General features: G+C 40.0%; 18 protein-coding genes, 2 tRNA genes and 1 pseudogene. 15 read left to right on the forward strand and 6 right to left on the reverse strand.

What is annotated here, in order from left to right:
- The first annotated feature begins 21 nt into the window (after positions 1 to 21).
- From O3640_RS08025 to O3640_RS08095, 15 genes are all read left to right on the forward strand, one after another.
- On the forward strand, positions 22 to 432 hold the full coding sequence (locus O3640_RS08025) for a peptide deformylase (protein ID WP_118106262.1): 411 nt from the start codon (positions 22 to 24) through the stop codon (positions 430 to 432).
- Between the two features lie 9 nt (positions 433 to 441).
- On the forward strand, positions 442 to 1,011 hold the full coding sequence (locus O3640_RS08030) for a hypothetical protein (protein ID WP_371586827.1): 570 nt from the start codon (positions 442 to 444) through the stop codon (positions 1,009 to 1,011).
- 270 nt (positions 1,012 to 1,281) lie between these two features.
- The gene (locus O3640_RS08035; protein WP_012130789.1) at positions 1,282 to 1,740 is read left to right on the forward strand and encodes a MarR family winged helix-turn-helix transcriptional regulator; all 459 of its coding nucleotides are present in this window, start codon (positions 1,282 to 1,284) and stop codon (positions 1,738 to 1,740) included.
- On the forward strand, positions 1,733 to 3,499 hold the full coding sequence (locus O3640_RS08040; RefSeq protein ID WP_371586828.1) for an ABC transporter ATP-binding protein: 1,767 nt from the start codon (positions 1,733 to 1,735) through the stop codon (positions 3,497 to 3,499). Before O3640_RS08035 ends, O3640_RS08040 begins: the two co-directional genes overlap by 8 nt.
- Positions 3,489 to 5,246, forward strand: a complete 1,758-nt coding sequence (locus O3640_RS08045) for an ABC transporter ATP-binding protein (protein ID WP_371586829.1) — start codon at positions 3,489 to 3,491, stop codon at positions 5,244 to 5,246. The genes O3640_RS08040 and O3640_RS08045 overlap by 11 nt, the downstream gene beginning before the upstream one ends.
- A gap of 160 nt (positions 5,247 to 5,406) precedes the next feature.
- Positions 5,407 to 6,351: a mannose-6-phosphate isomerase, class I gene (gene manA, locus O3640_RS08050; protein ID WP_227221467.1), complete on the forward strand. Its 945-nt coding sequence runs from the start codon at positions 5,407 to 5,409 to the stop codon at positions 6,349 to 6,351.
- A gap of 440 nt (positions 6,352 to 6,791) precedes the next feature.
- Positions 6,792 to 8,405 (forward strand): CTP synthase, encoded by a 1,614-nt coding sequence (locus O3640_RS08055; RefSeq protein WP_227221466.1) that lies wholly within the window; start codon positions 6,792 to 6,794, stop codon positions 8,403 to 8,405.
- Positions 8,406 to 8,475: 70 nt separating this feature from the next.
- Entirely contained in the window at positions 8,476 to 8,886 is a 411-nt protein-coding gene (locus O3640_RS08060) for a GyrI-like domain-containing protein (protein ID WP_227221465.1), read from the forward strand.
- 144 nt (positions 8,887 to 9,030) lie between these two features.
- Positions 9,031 to 9,116, forward strand: a tRNA-Leu gene (locus O3640_RS08065).
- A gap of 176 nt (positions 9,117 to 9,292) precedes the next feature.
- Positions 9,293 to 10,174: a class II fructose-bisphosphate aldolase gene (locus O3640_RS08070; protein ID WP_008809690.1), complete on the forward strand. Its 882-nt coding sequence runs from the start codon at positions 9,293 to 9,295 to the stop codon at positions 10,172 to 10,174.
- Between the two features lie 285 nt (positions 10,175 to 10,459).
- On the forward strand, positions 10,460 to 11,452 hold the full coding sequence (locus O3640_RS08075) for an ATP-binding cassette domain-containing protein (RefSeq protein ID WP_012130783.1): 993 nt from the start codon (positions 10,460 to 10,462) through the stop codon (positions 11,450 to 11,452).
- A gap of 1 nt (position 11,453) precedes the next feature.
- Entirely contained in the window at positions 11,454 to 12,272 is an 819-nt protein-coding gene (locus O3640_RS08080; protein WP_125385608.1) for an ABC-2 family transporter protein, read from the forward strand.
- 1 nt (position 12,273) lies between these two features.
- Positions 12,274 to 13,059 (forward strand): ABC transporter permease, encoded by a 786-nt coding sequence (locus O3640_RS08085; RefSeq protein WP_045504209.1) that lies wholly within the window; start codon positions 12,274 to 12,276, stop codon positions 13,057 to 13,059.
- Positions 13,060 to 13,109: 50 nt separating this feature from the next.
- On the forward strand, positions 13,110 to 13,568 hold the full coding sequence (locus O3640_RS08090; protein WP_002902392.1) for a GNAT family N-acetyltransferase: 459 nt from the start codon (positions 13,110 to 13,112) through the stop codon (positions 13,566 to 13,568).
- 51 nt (positions 13,569 to 13,619) lie between these two features.
- A tRNA-Thr gene (locus tag O3640_RS08095) sits at positions 13,620 to 13,692 on the forward strand.
- 83 nt (positions 13,693 to 13,775) lie between these two features.
- Here O3640_RS08095 and O3640_RS08100 read toward each other — a convergent pair.
- The 6 genes and pseudogenes from O3640_RS08100 to O3640_RS08125 form a co-directional block, all read right to left on the reverse strand.
- Positions 13,776 to 14,906 (reverse strand): site-specific integrase, encoded by a 1,131-nt coding sequence (locus O3640_RS08100; RefSeq protein ID WP_008809686.1) that lies wholly within the window; start codon positions 14,904 to 14,906, stop codon positions 13,776 to 13,778.
- Between the two features lies 1 nt (position 14,907).
- Positions 14,908 to 15,093 carry a DUF3173 domain-containing protein gene (locus O3640_RS08105; protein ID WP_002908784.1) on the reverse strand — a complete coding sequence of 62 codons (186 nt, stop codon included), beginning with the start codon at positions 15,091 to 15,093 and terminating at the stop codon, positions 14,908 to 14,910.
- 15 nt (positions 15,094 to 15,108) lie between these two features.
- Positions 15,109 to 16,170 (reverse strand): phage tail tip lysozyme, encoded by a 1,062-nt coding sequence (locus tag O3640_RS08110; protein WP_371586830.1) that lies wholly within the window; start codon positions 16,168 to 16,170, stop codon positions 15,109 to 15,111.
- A gap of 8 nt (positions 16,171 to 16,178) precedes the next feature.
- Entirely contained in the window at positions 16,179 to 16,403 is a 225-nt protein-coding gene (locus tag O3640_RS08115) for a hypothetical protein (RefSeq protein ID WP_223344502.1), read from the reverse strand.
- Between the two features lie 2 nt (positions 16,404 to 16,405).
- Positions 16,406 to 18,299 (reverse strand): annotated as a pseudogene (locus tag O3640_RS08120) (conjugal transfer protein).
- Positions 18,300 to 18,311: 12 nt separating this feature from the next.
- Complete coding sequence (locus O3640_RS08125) at positions 18,312 to 20,834, reverse strand: ATP-binding protein (RefSeq protein WP_371586831.1); 2,523 nt, start codon at positions 20,832 to 20,834, stop codon at positions 18,312 to 18,314.
- Position 20,835: the final 1 nt, after the last annotated feature.

Below are 20,835 nucleotides of genomic sequence, written 5' to 3' on the forward strand. Positions count from 1 at the left end.
CTTTATTATATGAGGTGTAACATGCAACAAGCTATTGTAAAAGATATTCTCTTTTTACAGCAAAAATCAGAAGTAGCTGTAAAATCAGATCTCTACCTTACTCAAGATCTGCAGGATACTCTGCTAGCCAATCAAGATAACTGTGTCGGTCTTGCGGCCAATATGATTGGGGTTAAGAAGCGCGTGATCATTTTCATGTATGGGATGGTTCCAATCATTATGTTTAACCCAGTCTTGCGCGCTAAGTCAGGTCCTTATCAGACAGAGGAAGCTTGCCTGTCTCTTGTTGGTAGTAGATCTACAACCCGTTATCAAGAAATTACTGTCGATTACCTAGATCGAAATTGGCAACCACAAACCATAACCCTGAAAGACTTTCCTGCTCAAATCTGTCAGCACGAGCTGGATCATTTGGAAGGGATTCTCATATAGGGGGATAGAATGAAAGTATATAAGCGCGATGGTTCAACTTTTTATTTCATAGGCTTTCTCTTGCTCTTGGGTATCTTTTTTACTATGGCTTTTGCCTCTTTAGATAAGCAGACTACTGCATTAGAAAGTCAGAATAGTGCTAATCAAATAATTTATCGTAATCCAATCAGCAAAGAGGATGAGAGAAGTGGTCAGACTACTGAAGGAAGCGATGTTATGTTAAATATAGTCTATTGGGGAGTGGGGATCATTGCTATTTTGATGTTTGTTTTAGGCTATATTTCCAATCATAGACCTCCGATTCTAGAGATGGATCAATCGGGAATGAGATTAAGAGGCCTATCTGATAAAAGCGAGAAGTTCTTCTTATGGCAGGAGATTGAGATGATTGAATATGATCTTTACCGGTCTCATAGGACGTCTGCAGATCCGGACATTCGAATTCTATATTTTTATCCTAAGGATCAAGACGCAAGTGCCATTTCTTTAAATTTGGACCATGTGAAAGATGTTAGTTTCAACGAACTCCATCAACAGATTTCCGAATTGGCTCCTCATATTAAGTGGTTATTTCCATAGAAAAGAAGAAAGTAAAGATGAGCCGAGGGAACTTCGTTTTTCTATTTAATAGATGTTTTTAGAACATTAAAAGAAGAGTTGATGAGGCGTAATGGGTGCAGGGCGAGATTTTTTGAATAGATAGAACTGGGACTTTGGTTCCCAGTTTCTTTTTTAAAAAAATATAGTTCTCACGGAAACTTTTTTCTTGACTTTCGCTTTTGAAGTGGTAGAATAGTTCTCACGGAAACTTATTTGTTCTCAAGAGAACTAAATGGAAAGGAGCATGTATTGGAAAAGCCTTTATTAGAATTCAAACGCTTTGGCCGAAAGACTCAACGGATCATAGAGAAACGCGCTAAGGTTTGTGGGATGGAATTTATGGGAGGTCCACAAGGTCAAGTTCTTCATATCGTATCTCACCGAGCGAAGAGAGGACTTTCGACCTTCATTAGGGATATTGAGCATGAGTTAGATATTTCTAAGTCGGTGGCCAGCAATCTAATCAAACGGATGGAAAAAAATGGATCCATCTTTCTTGAGGTAAGCGAGACAGATAAAAGGGCCAAGATGATTCATTTAACAGCCCAGTCTAAACAACAATTGAAAGAGTTACATGATTTTTTTAATGAAATTGATCGCTGTCTCCTCCAGGGTGTTTCAGAAGAAGAATTGGCAACCTTCACTCTGGTTATGGCGAAATTCCACCAAAATATTGAGAAGTTAGAAAGCGAGGATGCCAATGTTTAAATTATTTAAACGCTTGACGTCAAAAGAAATCGGACTGATTTTGATGACAGTTGTTTTTATCTGTCTGACCGTTTATTTAGAGTTAGAAGTTCCGACTTATATGTCAGAAATTACAACCTTACTACAGACACCGGGGACAACGACAGGAGATCTATGGGTACCAGGTTTGAAAATGCTAGGCCTATCCTTTGCCAGCTTATTCTCCTTGGTAATAGCTGGTTTTGTGTCCTCTCGGATGGCTTCTAGCTATACTACCCGCTTGCGTGAGGATATTTTTAATCGTGTTTTGGATTATTCTGATTCAGAGATTAAAAAATTCTCTATCCCTAGCCTTCTGACCAGAACAACCAACGATATTACCCAAATTCAGGTGTTTATCGCTATGGGATTACAAGTTGTTATTCGAGGAAGCATCATGGCTATTTGGGCTATGACGAAGGTTGTTGGCAAATCAGATGCTTGGTTGATCGCTGTTTTAGTCGCGGTTGCAGCCATTATATTAATGACGATTGTCTTAGTGACTTTGGCTTTTCCAAAGCAATCTATTGTACAAACCTTGACAGATAAATTAAATAGTGTGACACGTGAGAGTTTGACAGGGATTCGGGTTGTTCGGGCCTATAATGCAGAAGATTACCAGGATGCAAAATTTGGTGCAGCAAACGACGAGGTAACTAGCCTTAATATTTTTATTAACCGCTTCATGTCTTTGTTCAATCCGATTATGAGCGGAATTTCAAGTGGTTTAACCCTGGCTATTTACTGGATTGGAGCTTATTTGATTCATAGCGCAACATCTGCTGATAAGCTTGGTCTATTCAGTGATATGGTTGTTTTCATGTCTTATGGTATGCAGGTTGTAATTGGCTTCTTGCTGATGGGGGCTTTGTTTATTGTTTTACCACGTACCCTTGTTTCGGCTGGCCGGATTAACAAAGTGTTAGCACTGGATAGCAGTATCAAAGAAAAAGATCAAGCACAGACTGAGGGCCAAAGCAAAGGACAAGTAACTTTTGAAGATGTTTCTTTCCGTTATGCAAAAAATTCTGAAGCAGTAATTGAGCATGTTAGTTTCACTGCTAAAGCTGGTGAAACAGTTGCCTTTATTGGATCTACTGGTTCAGGTAAATCAACCCTTGTCAATTTGATACCTCGTTTCTATGATGTGACAGAAGGTAGGATTTTGATCGACGGCGTAGACGTCCGTGACTATGAGCTTAAAGCACTACGGAATAAGGTAGGATATATTCCGCAGAAAGCTGTACTTTTCTCAGGGACAATTGCTTCAAATTTGGACTTTGGAGAAAGCATGGAAACTCCACTAGATGAAGAGAAAATGTGGGAAGCCCTTGGACTAGCACAAGCCAAATCATTTGTAGAAGAAAAAGAGGCAGGACTTGAATCTGAAGTAGCCCAAGGAGGCACGAACTACTCTGGCGGTCAACGCCAACGCCTGGCTATTGCGCGTGCATTGGCCCGTAAGCCGGAAATTTTGATATTTGATGATTCTTTCTCTGCTTTGGACTATAAGACAGATCGTATTTTACGAAAAGAATTGGCAGAACAGACCCAACATATGACAAAACTGATTGTCGCCCAACGAATCTCCACTATTATGGATGCCGATCAAATCCTAGTTCTAGACAATGGTAAAGTCGTTGGACAAGGTACCCATAAAGAGTTGTTGGCTACGAATGAAGTGTACCAAGAAATTGCTTATTCACAATTATCAAAGGAGGAACTAGAAAATGGAAAATAAAAAAACATCTTTATTTACCCAGATGAAGCCCTATATTAAAGGCTTCCAGCTTCCTTTTGTCATTGCAGTAGCCGGTGCTATCATTTCTAGTATTATTACAGTGTTTGGTCCCTATAAGTTGCGTGAAATCACAAACTTAATTACAGAAGGTCTAGTAGGTGAGATGGACTTGGGAGCTATCTCAAATATAGGTTTCTTCCTGGCTTTCCTTTATGTTGTGGGTTCTCTTATCAATTATGCGCAGGGTTACGCTATTTCGGATATGATTCAGCACTTTTCAAAACGTTTGAGAACTGCGATTGCAGAGAAAATCAACCGCCTGCCATTAAGCTACTTTGATAGTCATTCCCAAGGGGATACCCTATCACGTGTGACAAATGATGTAGATACAGTTGGACAATCGTTGACACAGAGCTTGGGGACTCTGATTTCTTCGGTCTTACTTTTAATTGCTGTGCTCTTTATGATGTTTTATACTAATGTTGTACTTTCATTTGTGACGATTGGTTCGGTCTTATTGGGTTTCGTTTTCTCAGCAGTTCTGATGGCGAAATCTCAGAGATATTTCCAAGAACAGCAAAGTAACCTAGCAGCTATCAATGGTTATGTGGAAGAAATGTACTCCGGGCACAATGTTATCACTAGTTACAATGGTGCAGAAAAGACACGCTTGGCCTTCAATGCCCTCAATCAAAATCTGTATACTAGTATGTGGAAGTCACAATTTATTTCAGGAATTATGTTTCCTCTGATGAACTTTGTTGGCAATTTTGGATATGTGATGGTCGTGATTGTGGGTGCTACAATGGCTATTAATGGCTCCATCAGCATGGGTACGATTGTAGCTTTCATGGTCTATGTACGAATTTTTTCTCAACCTCTTTCTCAAATCGCTCAGGGGATCACAACACTCCAATCTGCTAGTGCAGCTATGGGACGTGTCTTTGAGTTTCTAGCAGAAGCAGATATGGAAGATGATTCTCACAAACTTCAACAATTAACAAGTGTAAAAGGACATGTCCAGTTTAAAGATGTCTTCTTTGGTTATAATCCTGATAAGACTATTATTCACGATTTCTCAGCAGAAGCAAAGGCTGGACAAAAAATTGCAATTGTTGGCCCTACTGGTGCTGGTAAGACAACAATTGTCAACCTACTCATGAAGTTCTATGATATTGAACGTGGGCAAATCATGATTGACGGTGTAGATATCAAGAATATGCAACGCTCAGAAGTTCACGATGCTTTCTCTATGGTTCTACAAGATACTTGGCTTTTTGAAGGGACTATTAAAGAAAACTTGATCTATAATCAGAAAAATATCACAGACCAAGCAGTTGTTGAAGCTGCAAAAGCGGTTGGTGTCCACCACTTTATCATGACCTTGCCGGACGGCTATGATACAGTTCTGGATGACACAGTCAGCCTTTCTGTTGGTCAAAAGCAGCTCCTGACTATTGCGAGAGCTCTGCTCAAAGATGCGCCACTCCTTATCTTAGATGAGGCGACTTCATCTGTCGATACACGGACGGAGGAATTGATTCAAAAAGCGATGGACAAGCTGATGGAAGGCAGGACTTCCTTTGTTATTGCTCACCGCCTATCCACTATTCGCAATGCTGATCTGATCTTAGTTATGCGTGATGGGAATATTATCGAGCAAGGAAGCCATGACCAGCTCATGGAGCAGGGAGGTTTCTACGCCGATCTTTACAACAGTCAGTTCGTCGAAGAAGAGCAAGAATAAAGAAGAAAGCACTGCAATTGCGGTGCTTTTGAATTTGTCCTAGAAATAAGAGTAATTACTAAATTTACTGTAATTTTTGATATAGAAAGGTGAAGGGAGATTATTTTAGCTTATCCATTTTTTGATATAATAGAGAAAAAGTACATTTTGGGGGTAAGACATGTCAGAACCATTATTTCTACAATCAGTCATGCACGAAAAAATTTGGGGTGGAACCAAGCTGAGAGACGAGTTTGGCTATGAGATTCCTAGTGATAAAGTCGGTGAATATTGGGCGATTTCAGCCCATCCAAATGGTGTATCCACTGTGAAAAATGGCCGTTTTGCTGGTCAAAAGTTAGACATTCTTTATGCTGAACACAGGGAACTTTTCGGGGACCGTTCTGAGCCTGTCTTTCCTCTCTTGACCAAGATTTTGGATGCCAATGACTGGCTTAGTGTTCAAGTCCATCCAGATGATGCATACGGCTTGAAGCACGAGGGTGAGTTAGGAAAAACTGAATGTTGGTATATTATTGCTGCAGACGAAGGTGCAGAGATTATCTATGGCCACAATGCCAAGAGTAAAGAAGAACTTCGCGAACAAATCGAATCCAAGAACTGGGATCAGCTCTTGACGAAGATAAAAGTCAAAGCAGGTGACTTCTTCTATGTACCAAGTGGAACCATGCACGCTATTGGTTCAGGTATCTTGATTTTAGAAACCCAACAGTCTAGTGACACAACTTACCGTGTGTACGACTTTGATCGTAAGGATGATGCAGGAAATCTCCGTGAATTGCACCTAGAAAAATCTATTGATGTTTTAAATATTGGAGAACCCGCAAATAGTCGCCCAGTCAAATTACAAGTGGATAATCTGTCTTCAACTTTACTGGTTGCCAATGATTTCTTTACTGTCTACAAGTGGGAACTGACTGGTCAGGCTGATTTCACTAAAACAGCTGACTATACGCTCAACAGCGTATTAAATGGACAAGGTCAGTTAACAGTAGATGGTCAAGTCTATCCAATTCATAAGGGAGACCATTTTATCCTACCGAGCGATGTGGCTAGCTGGAAGTTAGAAGGTCACGATCTAGAAATGATTGTTAGCCATCCATAAATCAAGCTAAGATAGGGAGAACTTGTGTTTTTGAAAAGTCTAAGCAGTACGCGGACTAATAATTCTCAAGTCCATCATTGCTCTCTGGCAGGAACAAGAAGTAGCTGTGGGTACCACTCACGATCTCGTTAATCAATGCTACAAAATATTAAAAAAATCAGAACGATCAAGCCCTATTTAGCAGAATCTATACTCGATGTAGCGCTTAAAATGCATGTCAGTAGTATTGGTGAAAATGGATGAAAACCGACTGAAAATATTTGACAATTTTTTAGGTTTGCGATATCATACTGTTCGGGCACCTCTTTTAGAGGTCAGAGCTTCCTGTTTCCAGGGAGCTATTTTTCTTTTTCAGACAGATTATGGAAAATCCTCCTATAGGTAAGATTCCAGTAGACTTGTAGTTGCTGGAACGAATTGTTTTATGAAAAGGAGCATGTATGTCAACTAAATATATTTTTGTCACCGGCGGTGTGGTTTCTTCTATCGGGAAAGGGATTGTAGCAGCTAGTCTGGGTCGGCTTTTAAAGAATCGCGGTCTCAAGGTTACGATTCAGAAATTTGACCCTTATATCAATATTGATCCCGGTACCATGAGCCCTTACCAGCATGGAGAGGTGTTTGTCACAGATGATGGAGCTGAGACGGATTTGGATCTGGGACATTATGAGCGTTTTATTGACATCAATCTCAATAAATACTCCAATGTCACCACTGGTAAAATCTATAGCGAAGTCCTACGCAAGGAGCGTAAAGGTGAGTATCTGGGAGCGACGGTCCAAGTCATTCCGCATATTACAGATGCTCTCAAGGACAAGATCAAGCGGGCAGCACGGACGACGGACTCGGATGTGATTATCACAGAGGTCGGAGGTACAGTGGGCGACATCGAGTCTCTTCCTTTCTTAGAAGCTTTGCGCCAGATGAAGGCGGATGTCGGAGCAGACAATGTCATGTATATCCATACGACCCTTCTTCCATATCTCAAGGCAGCAGGCGAAATGAAGACCAAGCCGACTCAGCATTCTGTAAAAGAATTGCGAGGTTTAGGTATTCAACCAAATATGCTGGTCATCCGCACAGAACAACCGGTTGGACAAAACATCAAAAACAAACTGGCTCAATTCTGTGATGTGGCGCCGGAAGCAGTTATTGAGTCACTGGATGTGGAGCATCTCTACCAAATTCCTCTCAATTTGCAGGCCCAAAAGATGGACCAAATCGTCTGTGATCATCTGAAGCTGGATGTGCCGACGGCAGATATGACAGAGTGGTCAGCTATGGTAGAAAAAGTGATGAACTTGAAAAAGCAGGTCCATATTGCTCTGGTCGGCAAGTATGTCGAGTTACCAGATGCCTATATTTCAGTTGTTGAAGCGCTCAAGCATGCCGGCTATGCTAATGATGCGGAAGTTAAGATTGATTGGATTGATGCGAATCAGGTGACTGCCGAAAATGCAACAGAGCTTCTTGGAAATGCGGATGGAATTATCGTTCCAGGTGGTTTTGGTCAAAGAGGAACTGAGGGTAAAATTCAGGCAATCTGCTATGCGCGTGAGCAGGATGTGCCTATGTTGGGGATTTGCTTGGGTATGCAGTTAACCTGTGTCGAATTTGCCCGTCACGTCCTAGGTCTGGCAGATGCTAACTCAGCGGAGCTCAATCCAGACACACCGTATCCAATCATTGACCTCATGCGTGATCAGATTGATGTAGAAGACTTGGGTGGAACGCTGAGGTTGGGGCTCTATCCTTCTAAGCTTAAGCGTGGCTCTAAGGCTGCAGCAGCTTACGACCATCAAGAAGTCGTACAGCGCCGTCACCGTCATCGCTATGAGTTTAACAATGCTTTTCGCGAGAAGTTTGAGGCGGCCGGATTTGTATTTTCTGGAGTTTCACCAGACAATCGCTTGGTCGAAATAGTGGAAATCCCAGAAAATAAATTCTTCGTTGCTTGTCAGTACCACCCAGAGCTTTCCAGTCGCCCGAACCGACCTGAAGGTCTTTATACGGCCTTTGTCACAGCAGCGGTAGAAAAGAGCCAGGAGAGATAGACCTGCTTTGTCTGACCTAAGCGACTTTTCTAGAGAAATGTTATAATGAAAAATAAAAGGAGGAAAGAAGATGTTTTTGCAAATTTTGGCCAGTATTCGTACTAATAATTTTCAAGATGAGTATTGTATAGAAAAAATCCAAAAGATCTGGAAAGAGCAGGAGCCAGCAGTGGCTGAGGCTTTTTCTGAAGGGGAACCGGTCTATGCTGTCTATCATGACTATGCCAGTGATTACAAAGGAGACTACAGTCTCTCTATCTGCCGTTTGACAGATGGGGAAGTCTATGATTTTGACACATCCGAGCATATCTATCAAGTGTTTGAAGCAGATAAGGAGGATCCTCAAGCGGTTCTTCATGCTTGGCAGAGGATTTGGCAGGCAGAAGAAACAGATGAGCTTCATCGGAGCTACACTTTTGACTTCGAAAAATACGATCCCGACCAAACGGTGGCTGTCTTTGTTGCGACTCAGCAGCACTGAGTTTTCTGTGTTCCTGCCTTAGCTTCATTTTCGTTTAGTTTTCCCAATTTTGCTGATTGAGTAGAAAGTTGATTTTTTGAAATAAAGTCAAAAATCTTCTTGACAAGCCTTAGCTGTCCTGTTATACTAGTAAGGTACTCAATCGCGGGGATGGCGGAATTGGCAGACGCGCAGGACTAAGGATCCTGTGACCGCTTTAGGTCGTGAGGGTTCAAGTCCCTCTCTCCGCATCAAGTAAGCTGGCTTTTGCCAGCTTTTTCTTTTTGCAATAGAGACGCTTAAAAAGGCTAAGGGTTTCCCTGCAATTCTTTAAAATTTCAGGAAAAACTAGCAATTTTAGTGAAAAAGTGATAAAATAAACAATGTAAGTGGTTTAACCACAAAAAATAAGAGGAGGCCGATTATAATGGCAATCGTTTCAGCAGAAAAATTTGTCCAAGCAGCTCGTGACAATGGTTATGCAGTTGGTGGATTTAACACAAACAACCTTGAATGGACTCAAGCTATTTTGCGTGCAGCAGAAGCTAAAAAAGCTCCAGTTTTGATCCAAACTTCAATGGGTGCTGCTAAATACATGGGTGGTTACAAAGTATGTAAAGCCCTTATCGAAAACCTTGTTGAGTCAATGGGTATCACTGTACCAGTTGCGATTCACTTGGACCATGGTCACTACGAAGATGCACTTGAGTGTATCGAAGTTGGTTATACTTCAATCATGTTTGACGGTTCACACCTTCCAGTAGAAGAAAACCTTAAATTAGCTAAAGAAGTTGTTGAAAAAGCACATGCTAAAGGTATCTCAGTAGAAGCTGAAGTTGGTACTATCGGTGGTGAAGAAGACGGAATCATCGGTAAAGGTGAATTGGCTCCAATCGAAGATGCTAAAGCAATGGTTGCTACTGGAATTGACTTCTTGGCTGCAGGTATCGGTAACATCCACGGACCATACCCAGCTAACTGGGAAGGTCTTGACCTTGACCACTTGAAGAAATTGACAGAAGCTCTTCCAGGTTTCCCAATCGTATTGCACGGTGGTTCAGGTATCCCTGACGATCAAATCCAAGCAGCTATCAAACTTGGTGTTGCGAAAGTTAACGTAAACACTGAGTGCCAAATCGCATTTGCAAACGCAACTCGTCAATTTGTACGTGAATACGATGCAAACGAAGCAGAATACGACAAGAAGAAACTCTTCGACCCACGTAAATTCTTGAAACCAGGTTTCGAAGCTATTACAGCAGCTGTTGAAGAACGTATTGACGTATTTGGTTCAGAAGGTAAAGCTTAATCTAGCTGAACATTACAAAACAGAAACCTGCCCGTAAGGGTAGGTTTTTTGTGTTTTAAGGAAACTATTAAACCAGAAGTTTGTATTAAAAGTATTATTTTAAGAGAGAAATTTTCAATTTCATGCTCTACAGGCAAACGCTTGCATTCTATTTTTTGTTGGACTATAATGAGTTGGTATAGAGCCTTCTGTAATAATAAAATTTAGAAAGTATAGAAAGTAAGGATTTAGAATACTTGTGTTTGAAAATACTATTTTCTATTCCTTACGATAGGGGAGATAGATATGGCAATGATAGAAGTGGAACATCTTCAGAAAAATTTTGTGAAGACAGTAAAGGAGCCGGGGTTAAAGGGGGCTTTGCGCTCCTTTATTCATCCCGAAAAGCAGATCTTTGAAGCGGTTAAAGATTTGACCTTTGAGGTTCCCAAAGGGCAGATTTTAGGCTTTATCGGGGCCAATGGTGCTGGGAAGTCGACAACTATTAAGATGCTGACAGGGATTTTGAAACCGACGTCTGGTTTTTGTCGGATTAACGGCAAGATTCCGCAGGACAATCGTCAAGATTATGTCAAGGATATTGGAGTAGTCTTTGGACAACGCACCCAGCTGTGGTGGGATTTGGCTCTGCAAGAGACTTACACGGTCTTGAAGGAGATTTACGATGTGCCAGACGCGCTCTTTCATAAGCGTATGGACTTTTTGAATGAAGTCTTGGATTTGAAGGACTTTATCAAAGACCCTGTGCGGACTCTTTCACTTGGTCAACGGATGCGGGCGGACATTGCGGCTTCCTTGCTCCACAATCCCAAGGTTCTCTTTTTAGATGAGCCGACTATTGGTTTGGACGTTTCGGTCAAGGATAACATTCGTCGGGCCATTACCCAAATTAATCGGGAGGAAGAAACAACTATTCTCTTGACTACTCACGACCTGAGTGATATTGAGCAACTTTGTGATCGGATTTTTATGATTGACAAGGGGCAGGAGATTTTTGATGGAACGGTGAGCCAGCTCAAGGAAACCTTTGGTAAGATGAAGACTCTTTCCTTTGAACTTCTACCAGGGCAAAGTCATCTCGTCTCTCACTATGAAGGCCTGCCTGATATGACTATTGATAGACAAGGAAATAGCCTCAACATTCAATATGATAGTTCCCGCTACCAGACGGCAGATATTATCAAACAAACCTTGTCTGATTTTGAGATTCGCGATTTGAAGATGGAGGATACGGATATTGAGGATATCATCCGTCGCTTCTACCGAAAGGAGCTCTAAGATGGTCAAATTGTGGAGACGTTATAAACCCTTTATCAATGCAGGGATTCAGGAGTTGATTACCTATCGAGTCAACTTTCTTCTCTATCGGATTGGCGATGTGATGGGGGCTTTTGTGGCCTTTTATCTCTGGAAGGCAGTCTTTGATTCTTCGCAAGAGTCTTTGATTCAGGGCTTCAGCATGGCAGATATCACCCTCTACATCATCATGAGTTTTGTGACCAATCTTTTGACCAAGTCAGATTCTTCCTTTATGATTGGGGAGGAGGTCAAGGATGGCTCCATTATCATGCGCTTGCTGAGACCGGTGCATTTTGCGGCCTCTTACCTCTTCACCGAGCTTGGCTCCAAGTGGTTGATTTTTATCAGCGTTGGACTGCCATTTTTAAGTGTCATTGTCTTGATGAAAGTCTTATCGGGGCAAGGCATTGTAGAAGTGCTGGGATTAACGGTCCTTTATCTTTTTAGCTTAACGCTGGCCTATCTGATTAACTTTTTCTTTAATATCTGCTTTGGTTTTTCAGCCTTTGTGTTTAAAAATCTATGGGGTTCCAATTTACTCAAGACTTCCATAGTGGCCTTTATGTCTGGAAGTTTGATTCCCTTGGCATTCTTTCCTAAGGTTGTTTCAGATATTCTGTCCTTCTTTCCTTTTTCATCTTTGATCTATACTCCGGTCATGATCATTGTTGGGAAATACGATGCTAGTCAGATTCTTCAAGCGCTTTTGCTCCAGTTTTTCTGGCTCTTAGTGATGGTGGGTCTGTCTCAGTTGATTTGGAAACGAGTCCAGTCTTTCATCACCATTCAAGGAGGTTAGTATGAAAAAATATCAACGCATGCATCTGATTTTTATCAGACAATATATCAAGCAAATCATGGAATACAAGGTCGATTTTGTGGTTGGTGTGCTAGGAGTTTTTCTGACCCAAGGTTTGAACCTCTTGTTTCTCAATGTCATCTTTCAACACATCCCCTCGCTAGAAGGTTGGACTTTCCAAGAAATCGCTTTTATCTATGGATTTTCCTTGATTCCCAAGGGACTGGACCATCTCTTTTTTGACAATCTCTGGGCACTGGGGCAACGATTGGTGAGAAAGGGAGAGTTTGATAAGTATCTGACTCGTCCTATCAATCCTCTCTTCCACATCCTCGTTGAGACCTTTCAGATTGATGCCTTGGGCGAACTTTTGGTTGGTGGAATTTTACTAGCGACAACGGTCTCTAGCATTGCTTGGACTCTACCGAAATTCCTGATTTTTCTAGTCTGCATTCCTTTTGCAACCTTGATTTATACTTCTTTGAAAATCGCGACAGCCAGTATCGCTTTTTGGACCAAGCAGTCAGGCGCCATGATTTACATTTTCTATATGTTCAATGATTTTGCTAAGTACCCGATTTCGATTTATAATTCGCTTCTTCGTTGGTTGATTAGTTTTATCGTTCCTTTTGCTTTTACAGCCTACTATCCTGCTAGCTATTTCTTGCAGGACAAAAATGGGCTCTTTAACATTGGTGGTTTGATTCTGATTTCCCTTGTTTTCTTTTTCATTTCGCTCAAACTCTGGGATAGGGGATTGGATGCCTACGAAAGTGCGGGCTCGTAAGATGGAAAATATGTTTAGTCCTAAAGCTTAAAACATGAAAGGATTTAAAGATGGTAGCGATTGAAGAAGTGAAGGAAGAAAAACAAAAGATGATAGCAGTCAGTGAAGTTTTAAAGGATCTACCAGAATGGTTTGGAATACCTGAAAGTACACAAGCTTACATTGAAGGAGCTAGGGATTTACAAGTTTGGGTTGCTTATCAGGAGAGTAAATTGGCTGGCTTTGTAAGCTTATCTTATTCTAGTGAAGATTGTGCAGAGATTGACTGCTTAGCTGTTAAGAAATTCTATCATAGAGCGGGAATTGGTAGTCAACTTCTAGAAGTTTTAGAAAAATCTGCTCGTCAAAAAGCATCCTATCTGCAAGTAAAAACGGTAGCACCAGGTTATTATCCTACCTATGACAGAACTAACGCTTTTTATCAGGCTCAGGGCTTTAAAAAGTTAGAAATTTTTCCTGAACTTTGGGATAAAAGCAACCCTTGTTTGATTTGGGTTAAGAAATTATGAAATTCTAACTTGACAAAAAAACTCAAGATGCTAAAATAAAGGGGAAAAGACGCCGATTTAGCTCAGTTGGTAGAGCAACGCACTCGTAACGCGTAGGTCACAGGTTCGATCCCTGCAATCGGCATCAAACTATACAAGAAAAAGCCTATTGTGACGGGCTTTTTTTGATGTTGAATCACTTTTTGTACCAAATTTTGTACCAAATAATTATAAAAGTTTTCGGATGGTTTCAAATTCATCGTTAATCTTCTCTTGTAATGTATGACCATATACTTCCACTAACATAGAAATATCTTTATGTCCTAATATTTTAGCAATCACACCTAAATCTATTTGATTATGCCATAGATAACTACCGTAAGTATGACGTGCCCCTTTGGTAGTAATGATAGGTGAGATATTTAGTCTCATTAAAACATTCTTTAATTCTTTATTAACAGTAGCATTATTTGGAATATCTTGGACATATCCATAATGTTGAAAAATAAAGTTGTTCTGATTAATGATTTCAAGTTCTTTATTCAATCCTATTTGCGATCTTTTTAGATTCACCAGCATATCTATTTCTTCGTCAGAAATAGGAATAGTTCGTATTGATGTTTTATTCTTTGGTGGAACAAATTTATGAGTAGACGTGTTGTACCGTCTGTATGTCTTGATTACTTTTTCTTCAAAATTTACATCTTCCCAAGTTAAAGCAATGAGTTCACCGAAGCGCATTCCAGTTTTGAAGAGTAAATAAATAACATAAGGTACAACAGATCTTCTATAATCCACCTTTTGTTTTAAATGTTTTAGGATATCGTTTAGGTCTTTTTCGCTATGAATATATTTTTCTTCAACAGGTTGAGACTCTTTTGACGAAAATAGTTCAGTAAAAAAAGTAAAATCATCAATAAAAACTTTATCAGCTTGAGCCGTTTTAATACATTCCTTAATACTTGTATGTAGCCTTGATAATGTATCCCTGGTTACTGTTTTACCATACTCGTTCATTATTCGCTGATATTTACTAGGCTTTATTTGAGATACAGGTGTATTTCCAAATAATTTTTTAATAACCTTCTTTCTAATGATGTACTTGTTTTTTGTGGTTTGACTTCGTTTACTAGGAATTATTTTTAGATTAAGCCACTCTTGATATAGTTGATGTAACGTCATTTTGCTATCAAGACTGTATCCACGATTCAACTTTCTTAACAATTTTTCTGCTTCTATTTGAGCTTTTTTCTTTGTTTCAAAACCACTTTTATAAGCAATTGTCTTACTTGTTTCATCCCTTATAGTATAGGTCCAAAGATTCTTTTTACCTCGTTTTAAATATCTAATACTTGCCATACTACAACTCCACTCCCAACACTTCTGAGACTGCACTTTTAGGCACAACCATCAAACGTTTTCGATCGTAAAAACTATAACCTTTGTTAACCATCAATTTCCTTGCTTGGTGGATAATCTGCATAGCTGTGTATTGCTTATACCCCATTTCAATCAAATCTTTTTGTGATATCGTATTATTTATCATTGTGAATTCTCCTTTCTAGTGTCCTATTATATAGGTAAATTGTTTTGCTGTTTGTGCGTCAAAGGTTCGGTAACTAATCACTCCAAGTCCTTTCACATTACATTCTGAGATCAGAATAGACCCGTCTGATTTGACCTGCTCCACAAAGGCAACATGACCATAAGTAGGGTCTGCGTTTGCTTGCCCGGGAGAGAAGGATAGGGCGCTATGTTCGGTTGGTGTATTTGTGGTTTGATAGCCTGCTTTATTTTTCCAGTCTCCACCATTTCCCATATAGGGGTCAAAGGTTACACCAAGCTCCTTTCCCCTGTTATAGACAAACCATGTGCATTGTCCCCAAGGATAAGTTGCAGAAGTATAAGCCGATGATTCTATTTCCTTCGTTAAGCTGTAGCCTGCGGGTATATCTGCCGAAGTGACCCCTCCGTCGTCTCGTGTTTGAGTGATGGTCTCACCTTTTAAGCTATCCTTGAAAATATCATGCCATTTTTTCGCATTTTTCTTTAGCTCACTTGCTTTTGTTTGACCGTCCGATAAAGCAACGCCTTCATAATGTTCTGACCAGTAAAGGGCGGCTTGTTCTGGGTCAGTGGCCTTTTGCATTTCTATTTTTACTTTACTATAAGCTCCATTTAGCTCGGTTGATAATAAGCCTAGTTCTACATCAGAATCTAGTTTCTTTTGCTTCGCTTGTGCCCAACGCTTACCGTTGATAGTTGACGACCAGCCTGACCATTGAAAATAGCCTGCGACCCCACCGCTTGCGTTCACTGCTTCAGGGTCAAAGCCACTTTCTCGCTCTGCTACAGCTAAGCTTCCAGAAACTCCTGCAATCGTGAATTGTTCTTGGGAGAGTTCATAATTGAGAATTTTAATCACATCAGCAGCTCTTTCTTCAGAAATATTGGCTTTTTGAGCCACCTCTTGAGCTGTTAGCGTTGTCTGCAACCCCGTTTGGCTGTTTGTGTTAGTACCCCCTCCCCCAGTTCCTGTTATTGCCCCCATTACAACCACAACTAAAAGCAGGGGGAAAAGAAACATACCTAAACCGCCAAAAAGTAATAGTTTTTTCTTCATAGGTTCTCCTAAGTTTTGACATAAGCCGTAAATAGCACTGTTCCAAATTTCCATTGCGCCGATAAGACAAGGGGATTTTCTTTTACCATTGTCAACAGCTTTTCTTTCTCTGTTTTCTTCACAGAAAATAAAAGGAGAAAGTCAACTGAGCGCTCTCTCCTTTCATAGGCTTGACTGATGGCATTATCAATCAGTCGGTTTGCTCCTTTTGGGGAATAAATTCTTGCATTCATTTTTAATTGTTTCCTCTCAATCTAGCCAGTTCGTCCACAATTTGATTTCGGCGATTGATTGGTTTTCAATTTATCATCTTTTGGCAAGGTCTTACGATAATTCCTGATAAAAGCATTTGAGCCTTGCGCTTGGTACAATGCTTCATCATCTTTGTAAGGTTCTAACTCTTTTTCCAGTTTATTGATTTTATGTTTTTGTCTCCAAGATAAGCGATTTTGACGGCGTTCTTCAAATTCTTCTTGGTTTGTATCTATCAGAGGAGGAGAATCAAGGTTAAAGAGGTTCTTCTTTCTTGGTTCTTCCGTAATCGCTGATTCTTGGAATGAAGTATCAGAAGTTCCGTTGTGGTCACTTATTTCTTCAAGCGATTGACCATCTGGATTTGCTTCTTCTGTATTGCTAGGGGGAACGGGAGTTTCAGAAACATCTGATGTGGGTGGATTTTTTGAAAAGAAATCTTTTACATATTTGCCAGAGTTCATGAATAGTCCTGCCCCAAATCCTGTTCCTGCAAGGATAAAGTTAGCTGATTTTTGAGCTCTTTCAAAAGCATTGGTAGCTGATGTTGGAAGTTGCTGAATAGTTTCTTGTCCATTTGATACGGTTTGACGAATATTGGTATCCATATCATCAAATGTGATACGAGCTCTTGACCCAAGCAATAACTCAATCAGTTCTCCTTTGTATTTCCAAAGAAGCCAGTAAATTACTGCCTTGGCAAAAACAGAGACCATTAGCTTAAAGAGAGCACTGAAAGTAGATAGAGAAGAAAAGCTCCCAATGACTTTATCAAAGCCAGTACCAATCAAGCCTTCAATGATTTTTTCAAGGTATAAAATAGATAGCGTTAATAAGCCAGTAATAACAGGAAAGGCAAGTCCGCCGAACATGACTTTAAAAACACCAAAAAGAATATCCTGCATTTTGGGGAGAAAAGAGACCAAAAGAGCAATCGGAAAGAGTAAAATCATAATCAGTACAAGAGATTGTGCAATGACATTTAAGAGTTGAATTAAAACAATTGGAATGGCAATGACAATTGCTTCAATGATTTTAAAGAAAACATAGAAAATTTTTACAAAAAGGTAATCAGCAACTGCTGAAACCCAACGGTCATGTTCTTTATCATTATCAGCGTCATTCCCAAGTTTGTCTAAGTAGTCTTTTCTCTCCCCATTGGAAACGGCTTTAAACTTTTCTGATTTATCCGTAGTTCCTAATACTTTTGAATCCTCAAAGGTTTCTTCTTTTCCTGTTTGTCGGTCTTTGTATTTACCGTTTTCTTGCCCCGTATTGACAAAAAGGTAAGCCTCGTAAGAAGTTTCTGCTATATAACTATCTGCCATGGAAGAACCGATTTTCAGTTGTTGCTTATCACCATAGGCTACAGAAATACTAGAAATTTTACTAATCGCTGTATTCGCAACATTATTGACGGTATTTAGAATATAAAGCCCACCAGAAGTTTCAGAAACTGTTCCAAACCAACCAAACCCAAGAACGATTACTAAAAGAACATGAAGCAAGCGTTGAGGGAAGTTTCCTTTAGAAAAAAGGAATTGATAAAACAGGTAAAAAGCAAGGCAAAGGAAGATGAGGAAAACAAGCGAATTTTGAGCAAAGCCAGAAGTAGCTCCTGTAAAACCTTGCCAAATGGATTGAGCCCCATTAAAAACGTATTGTTTGTAGGTATCATAGAGATTGATATTTTCTAAAATACGAATAAATACAGAGAAAAAACCAACTACTAAATTAAGAAGAAAGAAAAGGCAATTAACGAATAATTCAGTAAGCATTGCCCATACTCCGCTCATATTAGGGAAGTTCGTTGGCTCAATATAAGACTTTAAAGAAAAAATATCTATGCCTTTTAGTTTTTCAAATGCTTCTTGCACATACTCACCTCCTTATGCTGCATATTTGTTTTCAAGATTAGAAGAAACAGTGGCTTTCATTGGTTTTAAGAGTGGGTCAATGCTTTCAAAAATGTTATAAACAGAAATCATATTGAGATTTCCGTACACATCTTTATAGAGACATTGCCCAGAAATCATATTTTTGAGCCACTCCAAGTTTTCTTCGTTGGCATTCAGCCCGACATGTTCTAAAATATCGGGTAGTTCATTATCTTCCCTGAAAGCAAAGAGCGTTCCAAAGCCAGTGGTATCGTCATCTCCTTCAGCATCATGTACCGACTGGGTAATGAGGCAGAGGATATTATTATAAAAGCGCCCGACACGGCGCATAGACTGGATAACCGCTCGCCCTTCAGCCGATTTCATCAATACCCATGCTTCATCGAAGAATTCTATTGTGTCTTCATTGCGGTTCAGTTCACCGAAACGACTACAGAAAGCACCCAAGGCAAACATGAGAGCTGTAGAATTGATTTCCTTGTCCTCTAGGGTCACTTCCTGCTGATTTTTCTTATTGTCAGGTAAAGATAGGTCTGCGACTTCTAAAACGGTTACTCGCTTGTCATAAGAGAGCCCTTCGACATCGCCATAAGAAAAAGCAAGCTCTAAAATGGAGTTTTTTACCACGGAATGTAAATATTTTCCGACAGAGCGAATTTCTTTTTCTTCATCCTCTAAGAGCAGGTCAATAACATGTTTTAATCCTACCGTCTCACCTTTTTGGCGTCTTTCTACAATCGTATCAATGGCTTCTTTAATCGCCGTCATTTGGTCCATAGTGACCTTGATATTCTTATTAGAAAAGATAAGATAGTTGAGCATGTTTTTTGAAACAGAAACAGCGTCATCTTTATCTAGCATGACAATTGGGTCAAGTGCTCCGTGATTGGATTTGACCTTACTATCTAGGGTGACAAAATTCATCTCCTTGATATGCTGGGCAAGAAGTGGGAATTGTTCTTGAAATGCTGGTTGATGGATAATCTCTTCAAAGTGTTTACGTATAGAACGTTTTGGGTCAACATACAAACATTTGACATCTTGAAGGGATGTAAGAATAAAAATCAATTCTGCAAGAAAGGATTTCCCTTCACCAGTTGCTCCTGTAATGAGGATATGCGGATTCTTGGTCAATTTTCCTGCAATCCCCTCTTTGTTCCCGATTGTCGCATTAAAAAGAACCATATTTTTAGAAGATTCCTGAGCTTTTTCGATACTTTCCCAGCGACCTATCCAGTTATCCACTCGACCGATATGCCAGCCAACATGATTTCCTGATGAAGTATTGGTAAAAGGCATGAGTTCCGCAAAGCCTCTTGGCGTGACATAGTGTGTCCAAGTTCGGGTTTTGTTTTCAAGCGGTTGACCATAGAGCAAAGATTGGAACAGATAAGGTGTATCATGGCTCGCTTCGCTGACTTCCACGTGCATATCTTCAAAATAGCTTAGAACAACTTGGCGTCTGCGTCGTAGTTGGGATAAACTAGAGGCAGTCACAATCAGATAGGCTCCATACTCAATGACTTCTTCTTTTCCGCCTACCTTTTTCATCAAATCTTTGAGAGACATAGCCCCGAGGATAATATCATCTTGTTGGGCAGTATCTGTACTTTCTGCCTCATTCATGATATTTCGATAGCGAATGTTGGAACGCCCCATCCGACCTTTGAGGGAATTTTTTTCCATAAACTCGGCTTTAATTCGTAATTCTACAGGGAAATTAAAGCGTTGGGTAAATTCTCCAAGGTGGAAGCCATTAAAAATAATGGGTGTTTTGGCGATAGGAAGAATGGTTAAGAAAGAAGAACCATAAGGACTATCTAATTTGATAAATCCTCCAGCCATTGGTTTGATAACCGTATCTGTTACATTCAATAAGGAACGATTGGCGGTTACCTCCTGCTTCAAGTGTGGAATATAGCGTAGATATTGCATGCGCTGATAATAAAAGAGTTCTTCATTGGTCAAGCGTTGAGCACGCAAGGAAGAAAGAAGTTGATAAATGGCGTCTTCATTCACTAAATAGTCTTGATACCAATTTTCAGAAATATCATATTGAAAGCCCAGACCATTGGCGACCATTTCAGAGACTTCAGAAAAGCGCTCTAAAGCCATTCCTTGAACCGTTGTATCCTCACTGTCTTTTAGGACATTTACGCCGACTAACCAATCAAACTGATAGGGAATTTCCATTTCCTGTGTCATCTTGTCGGTAGAATAGTTTAACATTTCTTCTCCAAGTTCTCGGCTATCAGGAGAGAGAGCGTCCGAAAAGTCTTTCATCTTTTCTTCTAGTAAATAGTCTTTGGGGATGAGAGATATTTCAAAGGTTTTGTTTTTAACGAGTTTCTTAATTAGTTGAGCGATGGATAGTTTGTGCTCTTGTTTCTTTGTCCGATTAGTAATCGTAATATGGGTATTGGGAATACGATAGAAACCCATGACGGATTTATCTGTTTTTAAAGCTAAGTTTTCATGTGTTTTGAGAATGGGATAAACTAGTTTGATAGTCATG

The organism is Streptococcus sp. 27098_8_75, assembly GCF_041432475.1.
Taxonomy (GTDB): domain Bacteria; phylum Bacillota; class Bacilli; order Lactobacillales; family Streptococcaceae; genus Streptococcus; species Streptococcus gordonii.

What these genes read in the sequence shown, in the direction of transcription:
- O3640_RS08090 (WP_002902392.1), top strand. Translation starts at nt 13,110, where the DNA reads ATGGTAGCGATTGAAGAAGTGAAGGAAGAAAAACAAAAGATGATAGCA.
- O3640_RS08080 (WP_125385608.1), top strand. Translation starts at nt 11,454, where the DNA reads ATGGTCAAATTGTGGAGACGTTATAAACCCTTTATCAATGCAGGGATT.
- O3640_RS08045 (WP_371586829.1), top strand. Translation starts at nt 3,489, where the DNA reads ATGGAAAATAAAAAAACATCTTTATTTACCCAGATGAAGCCCTATATT.
- O3640_RS08070 (WP_008809690.1), top strand. Translation starts at nt 9,293, where the DNA reads ATGGCAATCGTTTCAGCAGAAAAATTTGTCCAAGCAGCTCGTGACAAT.
- O3640_RS08100 (WP_008809686.1), bottom strand. Translation starts at nt 14,906, where the DNA reads ATGGCAAGTATTAGATATTTAAAACGAGGTAAAAAGAATCTTTGGACC.
- O3640_RS08125 (WP_371586831.1), bottom strand. Translation starts at nt 20,834, where the DNA reads ATGACTATCAAACTAGTTTATCCCATTCTCAAAACACATGAAAACTTA.
- O3640_RS08085 (WP_045504209.1), top strand. Translation starts at nt 12,274, where the DNA reads ATGAAAAAATATCAACGCATGCATCTGATTTTTATCAGACAATATATC.
- O3640_RS08075 (WP_012130783.1), top strand. Translation starts at nt 10,460, where the DNA reads ATGGCAATGATAGAAGTGGAACATCTTCAGAAAAATTTTGTGAAGACA.
- O3640_RS08115 (WP_223344502.1), bottom strand. Translation starts at nt 16,403, where the DNA reads ATGAATGCAAGAATTTATTCCCCAAAAGGAGCAAACCGACTGATTGAT.
- O3640_RS08110 (WP_371586830.1), bottom strand. Translation starts at nt 16,170, where the DNA reads ATGAAGAAAAAACTATTACTTTTTGGCGGTTTAGGTATGTTTCTTTTC.
- O3640_RS08030 (WP_371586827.1), top strand. Translation starts at nt 442, where the DNA reads ATGAAAGTATATAAGCGCGATGGTTCAACTTTTTATTTCATAGGCTTT.
- O3640_RS08055 (WP_227221466.1), top strand. Translation starts at nt 6,792, where the DNA reads ATGTCAACTAAATATATTTTTGTCACCGGCGGTGTGGTTTCTTCTATC.
- O3640_RS08105 (WP_002908784.1), bottom strand. Translation starts at nt 15,093, where the DNA reads ATGATAAATAATACGATATCACAAAAAGATTTGATTGAAATGGGGTAT.
- O3640_RS08040 (WP_371586828.1), top strand. Translation starts at nt 1,733, where the DNA reads ATGTTTAAATTATTTAAACGCTTGACGTCAAAAGAAATCGGACTGATT.
- manA (WP_227221467.1), top strand. Translation starts at nt 5,407, where the DNA reads ATGTCAGAACCATTATTTCTACAATCAGTCATGCACGAAAAAATTTGG.
- O3640_RS08025 (WP_118106262.1), top strand. Translation starts at nt 22, where the DNA reads ATGCAACAAGCTATTGTAAAAGATATTCTCTTTTTACAGCAAAAATCA.
- O3640_RS08060 (WP_227221465.1), top strand. Translation starts at nt 8,476, where the DNA reads ATGTTTTTGCAAATTTTGGCCAGTATTCGTACTAATAATTTTCAAGAT.